At 60.8% G+C, this 15,838-nt stretch carries 13 protein-coding genes and 1 tRNA gene; 8 read left to right on the top strand and 6 right to left on the bottom strand.

Going from position 1 to position 15,838, the window contains the following annotated elements:
• Positions 1-108: 108 nt before the first annotated feature.
• Entirely contained in the window at positions 109-1,020 is a 912-nt protein-coding gene (locus PHF15_RS05190; RefSeq protein WP_300119505.1) for a dienelactone hydrolase family protein, read from the bottom strand.
• Positions 1,021-1,277: 257 nt separating this feature from the next.
• Between PHF15_RS05190 and PHF15_RS05185 the strand changes: the two genes are divergently transcribed.
• From PHF15_RS05185 to PHF15_RS05175, 3 genes are read left to right on the top strand one after another with little or no spacing between them, the layout of a single operon-like run.
• Positions 1,278-2,513, top strand: coding sequence for a 3-methyl-2-oxobutanoate dehydrogenase (2-methylpropanoyl-transferring) subunit alpha (locus PHF15_RS05185; RefSeq protein WP_300119504.1), 1,236 nt, complete (start codon positions 1,278-1,280; stop codon positions 2,511-2,513).
• A 2-nt stretch (positions 2,514-2,515) separates the two neighbouring features.
• Positions 2,516-3,547 carry an alpha-ketoacid dehydrogenase subunit beta gene (locus tag PHF15_RS05180; protein WP_300119503.1) on the top strand — a complete coding sequence of 344 codons (1,032 nt, stop codon included), beginning with the start codon at positions 2,516-2,518 and terminating at the stop codon, positions 3,545-3,547.
• Between the two features lies 1 nt (position 3,548).
• A complete protein-coding gene (locus PHF15_RS05175; protein ID WP_300119502.1) occupies positions 3,549-4,811 on the top strand; it encodes a dihydrolipoamide acetyltransferase family protein in 1,263 nt (420 codons plus the stop codon).
• A 3-nt stretch (positions 4,812-4,814) separates the two neighbouring features.
• Here the strand turns inward: PHF15_RS05175 and PHF15_RS05170 are convergent, their stop codons facing one another.
• The gene (locus tag PHF15_RS05170; RefSeq protein WP_300119501.1) at positions 4,815-5,036 is read right to left on the bottom strand and encodes a hypothetical protein; all 222 of its coding nucleotides are present in this window, start codon (positions 5,034-5,036) and stop codon (positions 4,815-4,817) included.
• A 122-nt stretch (positions 5,037-5,158) separates the two neighbouring features.
• On the bottom strand, positions 5,159-7,978 hold the full coding sequence (gene polA, locus PHF15_RS05165) for a DNA polymerase I (RefSeq protein WP_300119500.1): 2,820 nt from the start codon (positions 7,976-7,978) through the stop codon (positions 5,159-5,161).
• Positions 7,979-8,044: 66 nt separating this feature from the next.
• Between polA and PHF15_RS05160 the strand changes: the two genes are divergently transcribed.
• From PHF15_RS05160 to PHF15_RS05150, 3 genes are read left to right on the top strand one after another with little or no spacing between them, the layout of a single operon-like run.
• Entirely contained in the window at positions 8,045-8,341 is a 297-nt protein-coding gene (locus PHF15_RS05160) for a hypothetical protein (RefSeq protein ID WP_300119498.1), read from the top strand.
• Positions 8,342-8,344: 3 nt separating this feature from the next.
• Positions 8,345-9,340: a homoserine kinase gene (locus tag PHF15_RS05155; protein WP_300119496.1), complete on the top strand. Its 996-nt coding sequence runs from the start codon at positions 8,345-8,347 to the stop codon at positions 9,338-9,340.
• Positions 9,337-10,143, top strand: coding sequence for a BPSS1780 family membrane protein (locus PHF15_RS05150; RefSeq protein ID WP_300119494.1), 807 nt, complete (start codon positions 9,337-9,339; stop codon positions 10,141-10,143). The genes PHF15_RS05155 and PHF15_RS05150 overlap by 4 nt, the downstream gene beginning before the upstream one ends.
• Here the strand turns inward: PHF15_RS05150 and PHF15_RS05145 are convergent.
• Entirely contained in the window at positions 10,127-12,520 is a 2,394-nt protein-coding gene (locus PHF15_RS05145) for a UvrD-helicase domain-containing protein (protein ID WP_300119492.1), read from the bottom strand. The genes PHF15_RS05150 and PHF15_RS05145 overlap by 17 nt on opposite strands.
• Positions 12,521-12,613: 93 nt before the next feature.
• On the opposite strand from PHF15_RS05145, the gene PHF15_RS05140 reads away from it, so the two are divergent.
• A complete protein-coding gene (locus PHF15_RS05140; protein ID WP_300119491.1) occupies positions 12,614-13,591 on the top strand; it encodes a GMP reductase in 978 nt (325 codons plus the stop codon).
• A gap of 33 nt (positions 13,592-13,624) precedes the next feature.
• Here the strand turns inward: PHF15_RS05140 and PHF15_RS05135 are convergent, their stop codons facing one another.
• On the bottom strand, positions 13,625-14,398 hold the full coding sequence (locus PHF15_RS05135; RefSeq protein ID WP_300119490.1) for an ankyrin repeat domain-containing protein: 774 nt from the start codon (positions 14,396-14,398) through the stop codon (positions 13,625-13,627).
• Between the two features lie 189 nt (positions 14,399-14,587).
• Here PHF15_RS05135 and PHF15_RS05130 point away from each other — a divergent pair.
• Positions 14,588-14,663: transfer RNA gene (locus PHF15_RS05130), tRNA-Lys, on the top strand.
• Positions 14,664-14,798: 135 nt separating this feature from the next.
• Here the strand turns inward: PHF15_RS05130 and PHF15_RS05125 are convergent.
• Positions 14,799-15,338, bottom strand: a complete 540-nt coding sequence (locus tag PHF15_RS05125) for a hypothetical protein (protein WP_300119489.1) — start codon at positions 15,336-15,338, stop codon at positions 14,799-14,801.
• Positions 15,339-15,838: the final 500 nt, after the last annotated feature.

Here is a 15,838-nt window from a genome sequence, read left to right as displayed (position 1 = left end):
GGGGTCAGAGCACGTCGCTACGCGAGTGGTCTGACCCGCAAAGTCTCGGCTACGTTGGGGTCAGAGCACGTCGCTGCGCGAGTGGTCTGACCCGCAAAGGCTCAAGTTTCAGGCGACGCCATTTGCCTTGAACCAGGCCAGCGCACGTTTAAAGCCATCTTCAGCGGCCTCCTTGCGATAGCTCGGACGGTAATCGGCATGGAACGCGTGTGGCGCATCCTTGTAAACCACAAATTCCGAGGCTTTGGCAGCTGCATTGCCCTTGGCACCCGCCTCGGCCAGCGCCTCTTTCATCTGGTTGATGGTGGTCAGCGGAATACCGCCGTCCTGGCCACCGTACAAGCCCAGCACCGGGGCTTTCAGTTCAGCCGCCAGATCGAGCGGGTGCTTGGGCGTCAGTGCCGTCGAGGTGCCCACCAGGCGCCCGTACCAGGCCACGCCCGCCTGCACATTTTTGCTTTGCTCGGCATACAGCCAGGTAATGCGACCGCCCCAGCAAAACCCGGTGATGCCCACTTTATTCAGGTTGCCGCTGTTGGCACCGGCCCACGCCACAGCGCCGTCGAGGTCTTTCATCACCTGCGCATCGGGTACTTTTGACACCACCTCGGCCATCAATTTGGCCATTTCACCGTAGCTGCCGGGGTCGCCCTGGCGCGCATACAGCTCGGGCGCAATCGCCAGATAACCGGCCCTGGCAAAACGGCGGCAGGTGTCGGCAATGTACTCGTGGACGCCAAAAATTTCCTGGATCACCAGAATCACCGGCAGGTTCTTTTTGCCCTCGGGTGCAGCATGGAAAAACGGCACCGAGAAACCCTCGACATCGTAAATCCCCTCGCCCGTGGTCAGGCCGTCGCTTGAGGTCTTGATGGCGGTTTGCGCCATGATCGGCATGGCTGTGGCGGCATAGCCCACGCCCAAAGCGACTTTCAGGGCGGTACGGCGGCTGGCACCGTCCACCGTTGATTGGCCGGGCAGCAAGGCGTCGAAGTCCTGGGTTTGATCCTGGGTCAGCATGACAGTCTCCGTGTTTTGAAAAGGGTGTAGGTTAGCTGTGAATGCCGCAGCTGTGCCGACCGAGGCAGGCAAATCCTCACAAATCAGTCTGGTGATGGCCATGTGCCGATGCGCTATGATTTGCCTCAATGCCAAAGCACACGGTGATCCCGTGACTTTTGGCAGCTAGATGTGGTCTAGGTGCTTTACCCGATGCACGACAGGCCGCTTTCCACGTATTCTTTGCTGGATCACAAGTCCGCCAGGAGATCATTCTCATGCCACAGCGCAAACCCCTGCACCTGCACGTGCCAGAGCCCACCGGGCGTCCCGGCCACGACACCGACTTTTCTTACCTCCCCTTATCAGCCGCCGGTGCCAAGCGCCGCCCGCCGGTCGATGTGGCCGCCGCCCAAACCAACGACCTGGCTTTTGCGCTGATTCGCGTGCTCGATGACGACGGCAAGGCCGTCGGCCCCTGGGCACCGCAGATGGACCTGGCGCTGCTCCAGCGCGGCATGCGCGCCATGCTGCTGACGCGCGCCTTCGATGCCCGCATGCTGATTGCCCAGCGGCAAAAAAAGATGTCGTTCTACATGCAATGCCTGGGCGAAGAAGCCATTGCCTGCGCCCACGCACTGGCCATTGGCGACGGCGACATGTGTTTCCCCACCTACCGCCAGCAGGGCCTGCTGCTGGCACGCGAAGACAACAACATGGTGGACATGATCTGCCAGCTCTACAGCAATGCGCGCGATCCGATGAAAGGGCGGCAACTGCCGGTGATGTACTCCAGCAAGAAGCAGGGCTTTTTCTCGATCTCGGGCAACCTCGCTACGCAAGTCATTCAGGGTGTCGGCTGGGCTATGGCCAGCGCCATCAAGGGCGACGACAAGGTGGCCTCCGCCTGGATCGGCGACGGCGCCACCGCCGAGGCCGACTTTCACACCGCGCTCACCTTCGCCCATGTGTACCGGGCACCGGTCATCATCAACGTGGTCAACAACCAGTGGGCCATTTCCACCTTCCAGGCCATTGCCGGCGGTGAAGGCACCACTTTTGCCGCGCGTGGTGCGGGCTGCGGTATTGCCTCATTGCGCGTCGATGGCAACGATTTCCTGGCGGTGTATGCCGCCTCGAAATGGGCGCTCGAGCGCGCCCGTTCCAGCTTTGGCCCGACCCTGATCGAGTGGGTGACCTACCGTGCCGGGCCCCATTCCACCTCGGATGATCCCAGCAAATACCGCCCCGCCAATGACCCTGCACGCTTTCCGCTGGGTGACCCGATCGAGCGCCTGAAAAAGCATTTGATCGGCCTCGGTGCCTGGTCGGAGGCTGAACACGACGCCACCAAAAAAGCGCTTGAAGCGGAGGTTGCCGCGGCGCAAAAAGAAGCTGAAAAATTCGGCACGCTGGCGGACGCCCACGGCCAGAGCATCGCCACCATGTTCGAGGACGTGTACGAACACATGCCGGCACACCTGGTGCGTCAGCGTCAAGAGATGGGAGCCTGATCATGAGCGACACCAACACCATGACACCCATGACCATGATCCAGGCGCTGCGCTCGGCAATGGACGTGATGCTGACCCGCGACCCCAATGTGGTGGTCTATGGCCAGGACGTCGGCTACTTTGGCGGCGTCTTTCGCTGCACCGAGGGCCTGCAGCAAAAACACGGCAAGCAGCGCGTGTTCGATGCCCCCATCTCCGAGGGCGGCATTGTCGGCACGGCGGTCGGCATGGGCGCTTACGGCCTGCGCCCGGTGGTCGAAATCCAGTTTGCCGACTATGTCTATCCGGCCACCGACCAGATCGTGTCCGAGGCGGCACGGCTGCGCTACCGCTCGGCGGGCGACTTTACCTGCCCCATCACCATTCGCATGCCCTGCGGCGGCGGCATTTACGGTGGCCAGACGCACAGCCAGAGCCCCGAGGCCATGTTCACCCAGGTCTGCGGCCTGCGCACCGTGATGCCGTCCAACCCCTATGACGCCAAGGGCCTGCTGATCGCCTCGATCGAGAACAACGACCCTGTCATTTTCCTGGAGCCCAAGCGGCTCTACAACGGCCCGTTCGATGGCCACCACGAGCGCCCGGTGGTGCCCTGGAGCAAACACCCACTGGGCAACGTGCCTGAAGGTTATTACACCGTGCCGCTCGACAGCGCCCGCATCACCCGGCCCGGCACGGCGGTGACCGTGATCGCCTACGGCACCATGGTGCATGTGGCCGAGGCCGCGGCTGACGAGTCGGGGGTCGATGCCGAAGTGATCGACCTGCGCAGCCTGTGGCCGCTGGACCTGGACACGCTCATTCGCTCGGTCAAGAAAACCGGCCGCTGCGTCATCGTGCACGAAGCCACACGCACCAACGGACTGGGTGCGGAGCTCGCCGCGCTGATTCAGGAGCATTGTTTCTACCAACTCGAAGCCCCCATCGAGCGTGTGACGGGCTGGGACACGCCCTACCCGCATGCCCAGGAGTGGTCGTATTTCCCGGGTCCGGCGCGCGTCGGTGCCGCCCTGCAACGCGTGATGGAGGCCTGACATGACAACACAAACCATCAAGATGCCCGATATCGGCGAAGGCATTGCCGAGGTCGAACTGGTGGCCTGGCATGTGCAGGTGGGTGATAGCGTGGCCGAGGACCAGATTCTGGCCGACGTGATGACCGACAAGGCGACGGTCGAGATTCCGTCGCACGTGGCGGGCACCGTGCTGTCGCTGGATGTGGCCGTGGGCCAAGTGGTGGCCGTGGGCACCGAAATCATCCACATCGAGGTGCTTGACGCCGCCGGCATTGGATTGCCACGGCCTGACGGCCTCGCAATGACGCCCACGCCCGCACCTGCGCCAGCATCAAGGTCGGCTCATGCCGTCATGGCGAGGGCGGCCGTCCAGGCTGCCCCGCGCCTTGATGCGTCGGTCAGCGACAAGCCCATCGCCGCGCCCGCGGTGCGCCACCGCGCCTGTGAACTCGGCATTGAGTTGGCCAGCGTCAAGGGAACCGGCCCGGCCGGGCGCATCACACAGGCCGACCTGGATGCGCATGCGCAGCGCGGCGGCGCAAGCCAAGTCAACGCGGCCAGCGACCAGCGCTACGCCCAGCGCACGGCGGAAGAAGTCATCCCCGTGATCGGCCTGCGCCGCAAGATTGCGCAAAAAATGCAGGAGGCCAAGCGCCGCATTCCGCATTTCACCTACGTTGAAGAAATCGACGTGACCGAGCTCGAAGACCTGCGCGCGCGCCTGAACACCCGGTATGGCACCAGCCGCGGCAGGCTCACGCTGCTGCCGTTTCTGATCCGTGCCATCGTGCTGGCGGTGCGCCAGCACCCGCAAGTCAACGCCCGCTACGACGACGAAGCCGCTGTCGTGACGCGCTTTGCCGCTGTGCATCTGGGGCTGGCCACGCAAACCAGCGGTGGCCTGATGGTGCCCGTGATCCGGCACGCCGAAACGCTCGACTTATGGGCTTGTGCCGCCGAAATATTGCGTCTGGCAGAAGCCGCCCGCAACGGCAAGGCGGCGCGCGAGGAACTGAGCGGCTCGACCATCACCGTGACCAGTCTCGGGCCACTGGCTGGCATTGCCCATACCCCCGTCATCAACCACCCCGAAGTGGCCATCGTCGGCCCGAACCGCATCGTCGAGCGGCCCATGCTCAAGAGTGGCCTGGTGGTGGCGCGCAAGATGATGAACCTGTCAAGCTCATTCGACCACCGGGTGGTGGACGGCATGAACGCGGCTGAATTCATCCAGCAAGTGCGCGGCTACCTGGAGTGCCCGGGCACGCTGATGCTGGACTGAGGGTTAGCCCTTCTTGCCGCCCATCACCAGCAAGACGCCACCGACCACAATGGCGCCAATGCCGGCCCACATCGGCACATTGACCGTTTTCTTTTCCTGCACGGTCATCTCGAGTGGCCCGACTTTGAGCGCCGTGGTGTCCTTGGTGTAGCTGAAGCCACCATAAAGAAGCCCGAGGGCACCCAAAACGATGAGCACAACACCGACGAGTTTGATTGAATTCATGGAAGCACCTCTTTCTGTAACGCCTTATCCAAGCTTTGATGCCGACGGCATCGAAGCGTGTAACACGCCAGCTATTTAAGCACGCCAGTTCTCCCCTGGTTAGTGCTGTGCCGCACAGACGCTCAATGGGCCTTGTCCCAGTTCGGCCCCACACCCACTTCAGCCAGCAAGGGCACCTTGAGGTGCGCCACGCCAGCCATCAGTTTCGGCACCTCGTGGCGCACCCAGTCCACCTCTGACTCGGGCACCTCGAACACCAGTTCATCGTGCACCTGCATGATCATTTTGGTGGCGCGCTGTTCGGCGTCGATCACCTGCTGCACCTTGACCATGGCCAGCTTGATCAGGTCGGCCGCTGTGCCCTGCATGGGGGCGTTGATGGCGGCGCGCTCGGCGCCGCTGCGCCGTGGCCCGTTGGGCGAATTGATCTCGGGCAGGTACAGGCGGCGGCCGAACACGGTCTCGACATATCCCTGGGCCTTGGCCAGCGCCCGGGTCTGGTCCATGTAGTGCTTGACGCCAGGGTAGCGTTCAAAATAGCGCTCGATGTAGTTTTTGGCTGCGGTGTTGTCGATACCCAGCGCCTTGGCCAGTCCGTAGGCGCTCATGCCATAGATCAGGCCGAAGTTGATGACCTTGGCGTAACGGCGCTGCTCGCTGCTGACCTGGCCGGTGTCCACGCCGAATATCTCAGCGGCGGTGGCGCGGTGCACGTCCATGCCGTCGTGAAACGCCAGCAACAGTGCCGCGTCGCCGCTGATGTGCGCCATGATGCGCAACTCGATCTGGCTGTAGTCGGCGCTGGCAATCAAACAACCCGGTGGCGCCACAAAGGCCTCGCGCACGCGCCGCCCCTCGGGGGTGCGCACGGGGATGTTCTGCAGGTTGGGGTCGTTGCTGCTGAGGCGCCCGGTCACCGCCACCGCCTGCGCATAGTGGGTGTGCACGCGGCCGGTGCGTGGATGCGCCATTTGCGCCAGCTTGTCGGTGTAGGTGCCCTTGAGTTTGGACAAGCTGCGGTGCTCCAGAATCTTGGCGGGCAGCGGGTAATCTTCGGCCAATTTTTGCAGCACCTCGTCGTCGGTGCTCGGCGTGCCGGTCGGGGTCTTCTTGACCACTGGCAAACCGAGCTTGGTGAAAAAAATCTCGCCAATCTGCTTCGGGCTGCTCAGGTTGAAGGGCTGGCCGGCAAGTTCGTGCGCCTCCTTCTCAAGCTGCAAAATGCGCTGACCGAGTTCGTGACTTTGTGCCGCCAGCGTGGGCGCGTCGATCAGCACGCCATTGCGCTCGATCCGGTACAAGGCTTCGCTGCTGGCAATTTCCAGCTCGTAAATGAAACGCAGCTTGTCATTGGCCCGCAACTGTGGCCACAACACGCGGTGCACGTCGAGCGTCATGTCGGAGTCTTCGCATGAGTACTCGGCGGCTTTGGCCACATCGACCTGGTCGAAGCAAATCTGGCTGGCGCCCTTGCCGCACAGGTCTTCAAAACTGATGCCGCTGCGCCCCAGATGGCGCTCGGCCAGGCTCGCCAGGCCATGCGGCCGGGTGACTTCGAGCACGTAGCTTTGCAGCATGGTGTCGTGCGCATAGCCCTGCACCTCGATGCCGTGGTTGGCGAACACATGGCGGTCGTACTTGACGTGCTGGCCGAGTTTCTTGTGGGTGGCATCCTCCAGCCAGGGCTTGAGCCGGGCCAGCACCTCAGCCAGGGGCAACTGCGCCGGCGCATCGGGATAGGCGTGCGCCAGCGGAATGTAAGCCGCCTCGCCCGGCTTCACACTGAAACTGATGCCGACAATTTGGGCGCGCATTTCGTCGAGCGAGGTGGTCTCGGTGTCCAGCGCCACCAACTCGGCGGCCTGCACCCTGGCCAGCCAGTGGTCAAGGGCGTCCCAGGTCAGGATGGTGTCGTAGCTGACCGTGCTGACGCGTGGCGCCGCCGGAGCCGATGCAGGCTCCGGATCGTCGAACAGGCCGGGTTCGCGGTTGTTTACGACGGAATTGGGGTCAGAGCCAGCTCCGCTTCGCTGCGTGGATCCGACCCCAATTCCTGACCCCAACGCCCGCACCAGCCCCTTGAAACCGTATTTTTCATAAAACCCGGCCAGCGCCGCGGTGTTCATGTTGCCCACCGCAATGTCGTCCATGTCGGGCAAATCAGGCAGCCAGTCTTTCAGGTTGCAGTCGGTCTTGATGGTCAGCAGCTTGCGCCCGGTGGGCAACCAGCCAAGCGACTGCCTTAAATTCTCACCGACCGCACCCTTGATGGCATCGGCCTGCGCCACGATGGCGTCGAGCGAGCCGTATTCCTGCAGCCACTTGGCAGCAGTCTTGGGTCCCACCTTGGGCACACCGGGCACGTTGTCGATGGCGTCGCCCACCAGGGTCTGGTAGTCCACCATCAGCTTGGGTGGCACGCCGAATTCGGCCTCTACGCCGGCCACGTCGCGCACACGCCCGTTCATGGTGTCGATGATGGTGATGCGCTCATTGACCAGCTGCGCCAGGTCCTTGTCACCGCTGCTCACAATCACCTGCATGCCCTGCTCTGCCGCCGTGGCGGCCAAGGTGCCGATGACGTCGTCGGCCTCGACGCCGGGCACCGCCAGCACCGTCCAGCCCATCAGGCGCACCACTTCGTGGATCGGCTCGATCTGGCTGCGCAAATCGTCGGGCATGGGGGAGCGGTGGGCCTTGTACTGCGGGTACAAATCATCACGAAAAGTGGGGCCTTTGTCGTCAAAGATACAGGCGGCGTATTGGGCCGGCACTTCCTTGCGCAGGCTTTGCAGCATGTTGATCATGCCGCGAATGGCTCCGGTGGGGCTGCTGGTGGGGTCACCCGGCACGGCGCGCAGGTCGGGCATGGCGTGAAAGGCGCGGTACAGGTAGCTGGAGCCATCGACCAGCAGCAAGGTTTTAGCGGGGGCGTTGTTCATGTCGGCATTTTGCCTGCACCCGGCCCGCCAACCGCTTTGCCCCCTGGCTTTCTCTACAATCAAAAGATGCGCTCAACCTACACCGTCCTACCCCTCCTGCTGGCCTGCGGCCTGGCATGGAGCCAAACCCCCATCGCCACCACCCCGGCGTCCCCTGCCAGCGCGACTGTGCAGCCCGACACCCCTTCCAAGGCACAACCCCGCGTCGAACACATCCAGGTGGAAGATTCCGGCGCGCGCATTGACGAGGTCCGCGTGGGCGGCGAAACCCAAAGCATCTCGGTGCAGCCCAAAAACAACATGCCGGCCTATCAGGTGGCACCCAAAACGGGTGAGCGCACCTGGAAAGTGCTGGGATTCTGAGCGATGGCGGTCTATACCGAAGTCTCGTTCGCTGAGGCCAGCGCGCTGCTGTTGCAGCTTCAATTAGGCGAGTTGCAGGATCTGCAAGGCTGCGCTGGCGGCATCGAGAACACCAATTATTTTGTCTCCTCATTAAAAAACGGCCAGCACCACGACTACGTGCTGACCCTGTTCGAGCGCCTGACGTTCGAGCAATTGCCGTTTTATTTGCGCCTGATGAAGCACCTGGCGCAGCGCGGCATCGTGGTGCCGGAGCCGCATGCCAACGCCCGGGGCGAGCTGGTGTTCGAGGTCAAGGGCAAGCCCGCTGCCGTGGTTGACAAGTTAAGCGGCCAAAAGGAGCTTGAGCCCGGCCCGGCGCACTGCGCCCAGGTGGGCGCCATGCTGGCCCGCATGCACCTGGCCGGGGGCGACTTTGACATGAGCCAGCCCAACCTGCGCGGCCTGGACTGGTGGAACGAGACCACGCCGGTGGTGTTGCCCTACCTGACCGACAGCCAGAAAAACCTGCTCACCCAGGAGCTGGCCTACCAAAACGAGGTAGCAACTCAGCCGGCCTACGCCGCCCTGCCCCGTGGCCCGATCCATGCCGATCTGTTTCGCGACAACGTGATGTTCGAAACGGTGGCAGGTCAGCCGGTTTTGCGCGGCTTTTTTGACTTTTACTTTGCCGGGAATGACACCTGGCTGTTCGACCTGGCGGTGTGCCTCAACGACTGGTGCATCGACCAGGCCAGCGGCGCACACCACGCGGCCAATGCCCACCAATTCCTGGCGGCTTATGACAGCGTGCGACCCCTGCAAGTTGCAGAAAAAGAACTGCTGCCGGCCCTGCTGCGCGCCGCCGCCTTGCGCTTCTGGCTGTCTCGCCTGTGGGACTTTTACCTGCCGCGCCAAGCCAGCCTGCTGCAAGCCCATGACCCTGCTCACTTCGAGCGCGTGCTGCGTCACCTTGCCAACCAAAAGCTGGACTATCCGGCGCTGGAGGCGCTCGCATGAAGCTCAAGCTCGTTCCCGCCCGCACTGGTGCCGTCTGGGTCAAGCTGGGCATGCAGACCTTCTTCAAGCAGCCGCTGGCGCTGGCCGGGCTGTTTTTCATCTTCATGGCGCTCATGTCGGTGGTCACCATGCTGCCGATCGTCGGCCTGCCGCTGGCCATGACGCTGCTGCCCGCGGCCACGCTGGGGCTGATGGCGGCCACCCGTGAAGCCACGCAGGGCAAGTTCCCCATGCCTCTCATCCTGTTTACCGCCTTTCGCGCCGGCCCCGCCAAAGTGCGTGCCATGCTGGCGCTGGGTGCAATGTATGCGGCCGGCTTCCTGCTGGCCATGGGCGCGTCGTACCTGGTGGATGGCGGCGGCTTTGCCCGGCTTTACCTGGGTGGCAGCGCACCCACTGCGGAGCTGCTGCAGTCACCCGACTTTCAAATGGCCATGTGGGTCTTCATTGGCCTGCACTTGCCGCTGTCGCTGATGTTCTGGCACGCCCCGGCCCTGGTGTTCTGGCACGACTTGCCACCGCTGAAAAGCATGTTTTTCAGCATCGTGGCGTGTTTTCGCAACTTCTGGGCCTTTACCTGGTTTGGCTTCGCCTGGATGGGCGCCATCGTCGTGACCATTCTGGCCATCAGCACGCTGGGCACCCTGGCGGGCAACCCGGCGCTGTCAGGGATGATGTTGTTTCCGGCGCTGATGCTGCTGGCGTCGATGTTTTTCACCTCGCTGTATTTCACCTACCGCGACTGTTTCGAGCCTGAAACTCCCCCCGGGCCAGATCAGACCCAGCTCAATCCACCGGCGTAAGCTTGGCTACCGACAGCGCCAGCCACTTGACGCCGTGGCGCGGGAAGTTGATTTGCGCGCGCGCATCGTCACCCTTGCCTTCCAGCAACAACACCGTGCCTTCACCAAACTTGGCGTGAAACACCTTTTGCCCGGTGCGCAAGCTGCCTTGCGCCTCGGCCTTGGGTTGCGCCACAGGTTTCGGGATTGGCGCTGAAAAGCGTGAGTAATCCGTGCCGAGCCGTCCTGAATAAACGGCGTCTGCAAAGTTGTCGGACTTGCCAAAACCCGGGTGCCTGGGCGTGATCCATTTCAGCGCCTCGTCGGGCAGCTCTTCAAAAAAGCGGCTGCGCAGGTTGTAGCGCGTCTGGCCGTGCAGCATGCGGGTCTGCGAGTGGCTCAGATACAGCCGCTTGCGGGCGCGCGTGATAGCCACGTACATCAGGCGGCGTTCTTCCTCCAGGCCATCGCGGTCGTTCATGGAATTCTCGTGCGGGAACAGGCCTTCTTCGATGCCGGTGATGAACACGCAGTCAAACTCCAGGCCCTTGCTGGCGTGCACCGTCATGAGCTGAATGGCATCCTGCCCGGCCTGCGCCTGGTTGTCACCCGCCTCCAGCGCGGCATGGGTCAAAAAGGCCGCCAGCGGTGACAAGGTTTCACCGGTCTCGGCATCGGGCGCGGGGATGTCCTGCACCGGCTGACTCATATCCAAGCCTTGCGAGGCCGGCGACTGAGTGAGCGGCTGGCCCAATTCATCCACCGGCAGCGTCACGGCGTCGCGGCCAAAACCTTCAATGCTGACAAAACTCTCGGCGGCATTGACCAACTCCTCCAAATTCTCCACCCGGTCAGCACCTTCGCGGTCGGCCTTGTAGTGGTCGATCAGGCCACTGTGATCCAGCGTGAGTTCAATCGTTTCGCGCAGGCTCAAGCCCTGCGTCTGCTCGCGCAGCACGTCGATGCCCGCCAGAAAGCTGCCAATCTTGGTGCCCGCCTTGCCACCGAGGCCGCTGACTGCATCGCTGAGCGAGCAGCCGCTGGCGCGCGCCACATCCTGCAACTGCTCCAGGCTGCGCATGCCGATGCCGCGCGGCGGAAAGTTGACGGCGCGCAAAAAGCTGGTGTCGTCGCGCGGGTTCTCCAACAGGCGCAAGTAGGCCAGCGCGTTCTTGATTTCAGCGCGCTCAAAAAATCGCAGGCCGCCATACACCTTGTAGGGCATGCCCGCGTTGAACAGCGCGGTCTCGATCACGCGGCTTTGCGCGTTGCTGCGGTACAGCACGGCAATTTCCTTGCGCTCATAGCCTTCGCGCACCAACTGCTTCATCTCGTCCACCATCCACTGCGCCTCGGCAAAGTCGCTGGGCGCCTCGAACACCCGCACCGGCTCGCCCGGCCCCTGGGCGGTGCGCAGGTTTTTGCCCAGGCGCTTGCTGTTGTGTCCGATCAGGGCGTTGGCGCTATCCAGAATGTTGCTGCCGCTGCGGTAGTTTTCCTCCAACTTGATCTGGTGCTTGACGCCGAATTCGCGCACAAAGTCGGCCATGTTGCCCACGCGCGCACCCCGAAAGGCGTAAATGCTCTGGTCATCATCCCCCACGGCCAGCACGCAGCCGGTGGGCTGGAACGCACCATCTGCCGTGCTGTGGGCGCCGGTGCCGGCCAGCATCTTGATCCAGGCGTATTGCAGCTTGTTGGTGTCCTGGAACTCGTCGATCAGAATGTGCCTGAAGCGGCGCTGGTAATGCTCACGAATGGGATCGTTGTCGCGCAGCAATTCGTAGGAGCGCAGCATCAGCTCGCCAAAATCGACCACGCCTTCGCGCTGGCATTGTTCCTCGTAAAGCTGGTAAATCTCGATCTTTTTGCGTGTCTCGTCGTCGCGTGCTTCCACCATATTGGGGCGCAAACCGTCTTCCTTGCAGCCGCCAATGAACCACTGCATGGGCTTGGGCGGAAAGCGCTCGTCATCGATGCCGAACTGCTTGTACAGGCGTTTGATGGAAGACAACTGGTCTTGCATGTCCAAAATCTGAAAGCTCTGCGGCAGGTTCGCCAGCTTGTAGTGGGCGCGCAAAAAGCGATTGCACAAGCCGTGAAAGGTGCCGATCCACATGCCGCGCACATTGAGCGGCAACATGGCGGCCAGGCGCGTCATCATCTCCTTGGCGGCTTTGTTGGTGAACGTGACCGCCAGAATGCCGCCGGGCGACACCTGGCCGGTTTGCAGCAGCCAGGCAATGCGCGTGGTGAGCACCCGCGTTTTGCCGGAACCCGCCCCGGCCAGAATCAGCGCGTGCTCGGCCGGCAGCGTGACAGCGGCCAGTTGCTCGGGGTTCAGGTTGTTCAGCAGGCCTGCATCGGGCGGTCTGGGTGGGGTCGGGGTTGAAAACATGAAGGCATTGTAGAAAGCCACCCCGACTTCGATAGAATCAAGCACCGGGCCCAAGCAATTGCGGCCCGGTTTTTTTTGAACAGGTGCCAGACCATGGAAATCTTCGACTACGACAACATCCTGCTGCTGCCGCGCAAATGCCGCGTGGACAGCCGCTCTGAGTGCGACGCCAGCGTGCAGCTCGGGCCGCAGCGCTTTCGCATTCCGGTGGTGCCCGCCAACATGAAAACCGTGGTGAGCGAGGACATTTGCATCTGGCTGGCGCAAAACAATTACTTTTATGTGATGCACCGGTTCGATCTGGACAACGTGCAGTTTGTCAAAGCCATGAAGGCGCGCGGCCTGTACGCGTCCATTTCCCTCGGCGTTAAAAAGCCGGATTACGACACGGTCGATCAACTGGTGGCGCTGGGATTGGCGCCGGAATACATCACCATCGACATTGCCCACGGCCACTCGGACAACGTGAAAGCCATGATCGGCTATCTGCGCGAAAAAATTCCCGGCACCTTCATCATTGCCGGCAACGTGGCCACGCCCGAGGCGGTGATCGACCTGGAAAATTGGGGCGCCGACGCCACCAAGGTCGGCATTGGCCCGGGCAAGGTCTGCATCACCAAGCTCAAGACCGGCTTTGGCACCGGAGGTTGGCAACTGAGCGCGGTCAAATGGTGCGCCCGCGTGGCCACCAAGCCCATCATTGCCGACGGCGGCATTCGCGACCACGGCGACATTGCCAAGAGCATCCGCTTTGGCGCCACCATGGTCATGATCGGCTCGCTGTTTGCCGGCCACGAGGAAAGCCCGGGCCAGACGGTAGAGGTCGATGGCAAGCTCTACAAGGAATATTACGGCTCGGCCAGCGACTTCAACAAGGGCGAATACAAGCACGTCGAGGGCAAGCGCATTCTGGAGCCCATCAAGGGCAAGCTGGCCGGCACGCTGATCGAGATGGAACAGGACGTGCAAAGCTCCATCAGCTACTCAGGCGGCAAGAGCCTGATGGACATCCGCAAGGTCAATTACGTCACCCTGGGCGGCGACAACGCGGGTGAACATTTGTTGATGTAGTCCACCTCCCTGAAGCCCTGCTTCAGGGTCGTTTCAGCTTTTTGCACCCTTGCTTATCAACAGATCGACGATTTCGGCGCATTGCGCATTCTGTGCCAGGGACAGAGGCGTGTCGCCTTTCCTTGTCCGGGCAGTGATATCTGCGCCTCTATTGATGAGCAATTCCGCAATGTCGATCGTGCCTCCCGAGAGCGCCAACAACAGCGGCGTGTAGCCCATGGGGTCACGAACGTTGATGTGCGCCCCTTTCCTGATCAGCATTTCGGCAACGTCCTTGTAGCCAACTGTCGATTTACCGCACGCAACCATCAGCGGCGTCAGGCCCAGTTTGTCCTTTTCATTGACGTCCGCGCCCGCATTGAGAAGCATCTTTGCCATGATGGTGAAACCCTTCTTCAAAGCAAGAAGCAGCAGCGGCGTACCGTTGTCATCCGTCTGGTGGATATTAAAATTTGCCCGGATAAATAAATCGGTGACTTCCACATCTCCATCTTCTACCGCCCTTAAAAAACCAGCTCTGCTGCGAAAAATACCGCGCTTTTCCAATTCCTGGATCGCGATTTCTTTCCTCTCTACCGCCAGGAAGGTCTCCAGCATCCTGTATTCCCGCAAGGCATTGAGCTCTTTTACCGCATCAGGGGCAAACCCCTTGCGTCCCCCGCGCTTGTCGATCAGAAGATCACTCAGGTAGTCATCGATTTCTGGTGTATCCCACAGTTCGTCGATCTTGATGAGTAAACGGTCATGGTGCTGTTCAAGGTAGGTCGGGTAGTCTGCTCCCAGGCCTTCAAGTAGAGGGTGTTTCATCGCTGAGCATCTCATTGTTAAATAGCAACGCGGGTGAGCATTTGTTGATGTGATCGTTTTGAAGCGGCGTCGTGCGCTTTTCCGGATCATAAGGTCACTTCTTTACCCCGGAATTGCCGGGTTTGGCCTGAAAATGGCTCTGCTAGAATTCTGCCACTCACGAAGCAAATACTGTTTCGCTGAATCCAAGGGAACTTAGCTCAGCTGGTAGAGCAGCGGACTCTTAATCCGTAGGTCGAGAGTTCGAATCTCTCAGTTCCCACCACCCAATTCAGAGGGAAACAAGCTGTCATGGTTTGTTTCCCTTTTCGTTGAGCGTATCCATGAGGCAAGAAGGCACCTATGATGCATTCTTGTATTGAAGGTCCCCCGTATTACATGAACGGGGGGATACGCGATTTCACTTCTCGTGTGTCTTGTCAAGATTGAGTTGCCAAAGATCCTTCACAGATTTTCCAGACTCGTTCGCCCAGTGTGCTGGCCCTCTAACCGACGTACTCGAAAAGCCCAATTCGCCCAAGAGTTCCTTGGCTAAGTTGCTCATGGAATACCGTTGTCCGCCGTAGATCAGATCCCCGCCTGAAACAACAGCAGAGAATTTATGAACTACGTTGCCTTGATAGTCGAGAAAACTCAACTTTTCACCGTCCTTAAGGTAGCCAGACTTCACTAATAATCTCAAATCAGCCTTTGGAGCCTTCGTCCGAGCAAGGGAAGCTTTAGTCGAACCGAGGGAGGCCTTAGCTTGGAGGTACAAGGCCTCCAAGTCGGGGTCCACTTCGACTACAGCATTAGATTGCGTAGGTAACGTTTGTGCGTCAGTAAGGCCGAGCAAACGCCGCAACGTCATGTTGGGAGTGTCAACATATGGTTTGGCATGCTTTTCAAGATGAGAAAAAACCTCATCATCAATGTCGATTGATATCACTTTGAATTCCATTCTTGAGTTAAGAAGAGATAAGAATATCTCAAGAATATTCTTATGTCAAGCAAGAATAAGAATATTCTTCCGCTCCCGAGATGGTGGATTGCGCAATCAACGCTTGACCACAAGCCTCCACAGGTACCCCAGCTCCCACCCCCCTGCGTCTGAAACGCTGAGGGGGTCGCTGGGACTTCGGCCTGTGGATTTTGTGGACAAGCTAGCGAACGTTGCTAGCGGAGTTCTTTGAAGTCAATTTGATTTCTTGTACGTAGCTAAAACGTAGCTTTTGACAACAGTTTGAAGCTACGCATGGCACCCGGTTACGTGGTGCGTGTGTCTGTAAGCCGTGGGCAGGACATTGAAAACAGGGTAATTCCTGCTCTCGTAAGTAAGCGCGCTGTGAACCCATCTTGACCACAGCGCAGCGGCTGTGGCTGAGAATCAAAGAGCTTGACTTTGTGGTTGCCAGCGGTGCGGCAACAACTCATGAATCTGACTGGCCCGTTGCGTTGGCA

Source organism: Rhodoferax sp. (assembly GCF_028689295.1).
Lineage (GTDB): Bacteria > Pseudomonadota > Gammaproteobacteria > Burkholderiales > Burkholderiaceae_C > Rhodoferax.
This window is presented reverse-complemented; position numbering and strand designations above follow the sequence as displayed.

Coding starts and splice junctions, on each gene's coding strand:
- PHF15_RS05125 (WP_300119489.1), bottom strand. CDS start 15,338: ATGGAATTCAAAGTGATATCAATCGACATTGATGATGAGGTTTTTTCT.
- polA (WP_300119500.1), bottom strand. CDS start 7,978: ATGAACAACGCCCCCGCTAAAACCTTGCTGCTGGTCGATGGCTCCAGC.
- PHF15_RS05180 (WP_300119503.1), top strand. CDS start 2,516: ATGAGCGACACCAACACCATGACACCCATGACCATGATCCAGGCGCTG.
- PHF15_RS05150 (WP_300119494.1), top strand. CDS start 9,337: ATGAAGCTCAAGCTCGTTCCCGCCCGCACTGGTGCCGTCTGGGTCAAG.
- PHF15_RS05170 (WP_300119501.1), bottom strand. CDS start 5,036: ATGAATTCAATCAAACTCGTCGGTGTTGTGCTCATCGTTTTGGGTGCC.
- PHF15_RS05145 (WP_300119492.1), bottom strand. CDS start 12,520: ATGTTTTCAACCCCGACCCCACCCAGACCGCCCGATGCAGGCCTGCTG.
- PHF15_RS05185 (WP_300119504.1), top strand. CDS start 1,278: ATGCCACAGCGCAAACCCCTGCACCTGCACGTGCCAGAGCCCACCGGG.
- PHF15_RS05190 (WP_300119505.1), bottom strand. CDS start 1,020: ATGCTGACCCAGGATCAAACCCAGGACTTCGACGCCTTGCTGCCCGGC.
- PHF15_RS05135 (WP_300119490.1), bottom strand. CDS start 14,398: ATGAAACACCCTCTACTTGAAGGCCTGGGAGCAGACTACCCGACCTAC.
- PHF15_RS05140 (WP_300119491.1), top strand. CDS start 12,614: ATGGAAATCTTCGACTACGACAACATCCTGCTGCTGCCGCGCAAATGC.
- PHF15_RS05160 (WP_300119498.1), top strand. CDS start 8,045: ATGCGCTCAACCTACACCGTCCTACCCCTCCTGCTGGCCTGCGGCCTG.
- PHF15_RS05175 (WP_300119502.1), top strand. CDS start 3,549: ATGACAACACAAACCATCAAGATGCCCGATATCGGCGAAGGCATTGCC.
- PHF15_RS05155 (WP_300119496.1), top strand. CDS start 8,345: ATGGCGGTCTATACCGAAGTCTCGTTCGCTGAGGCCAGCGCGCTGCTG.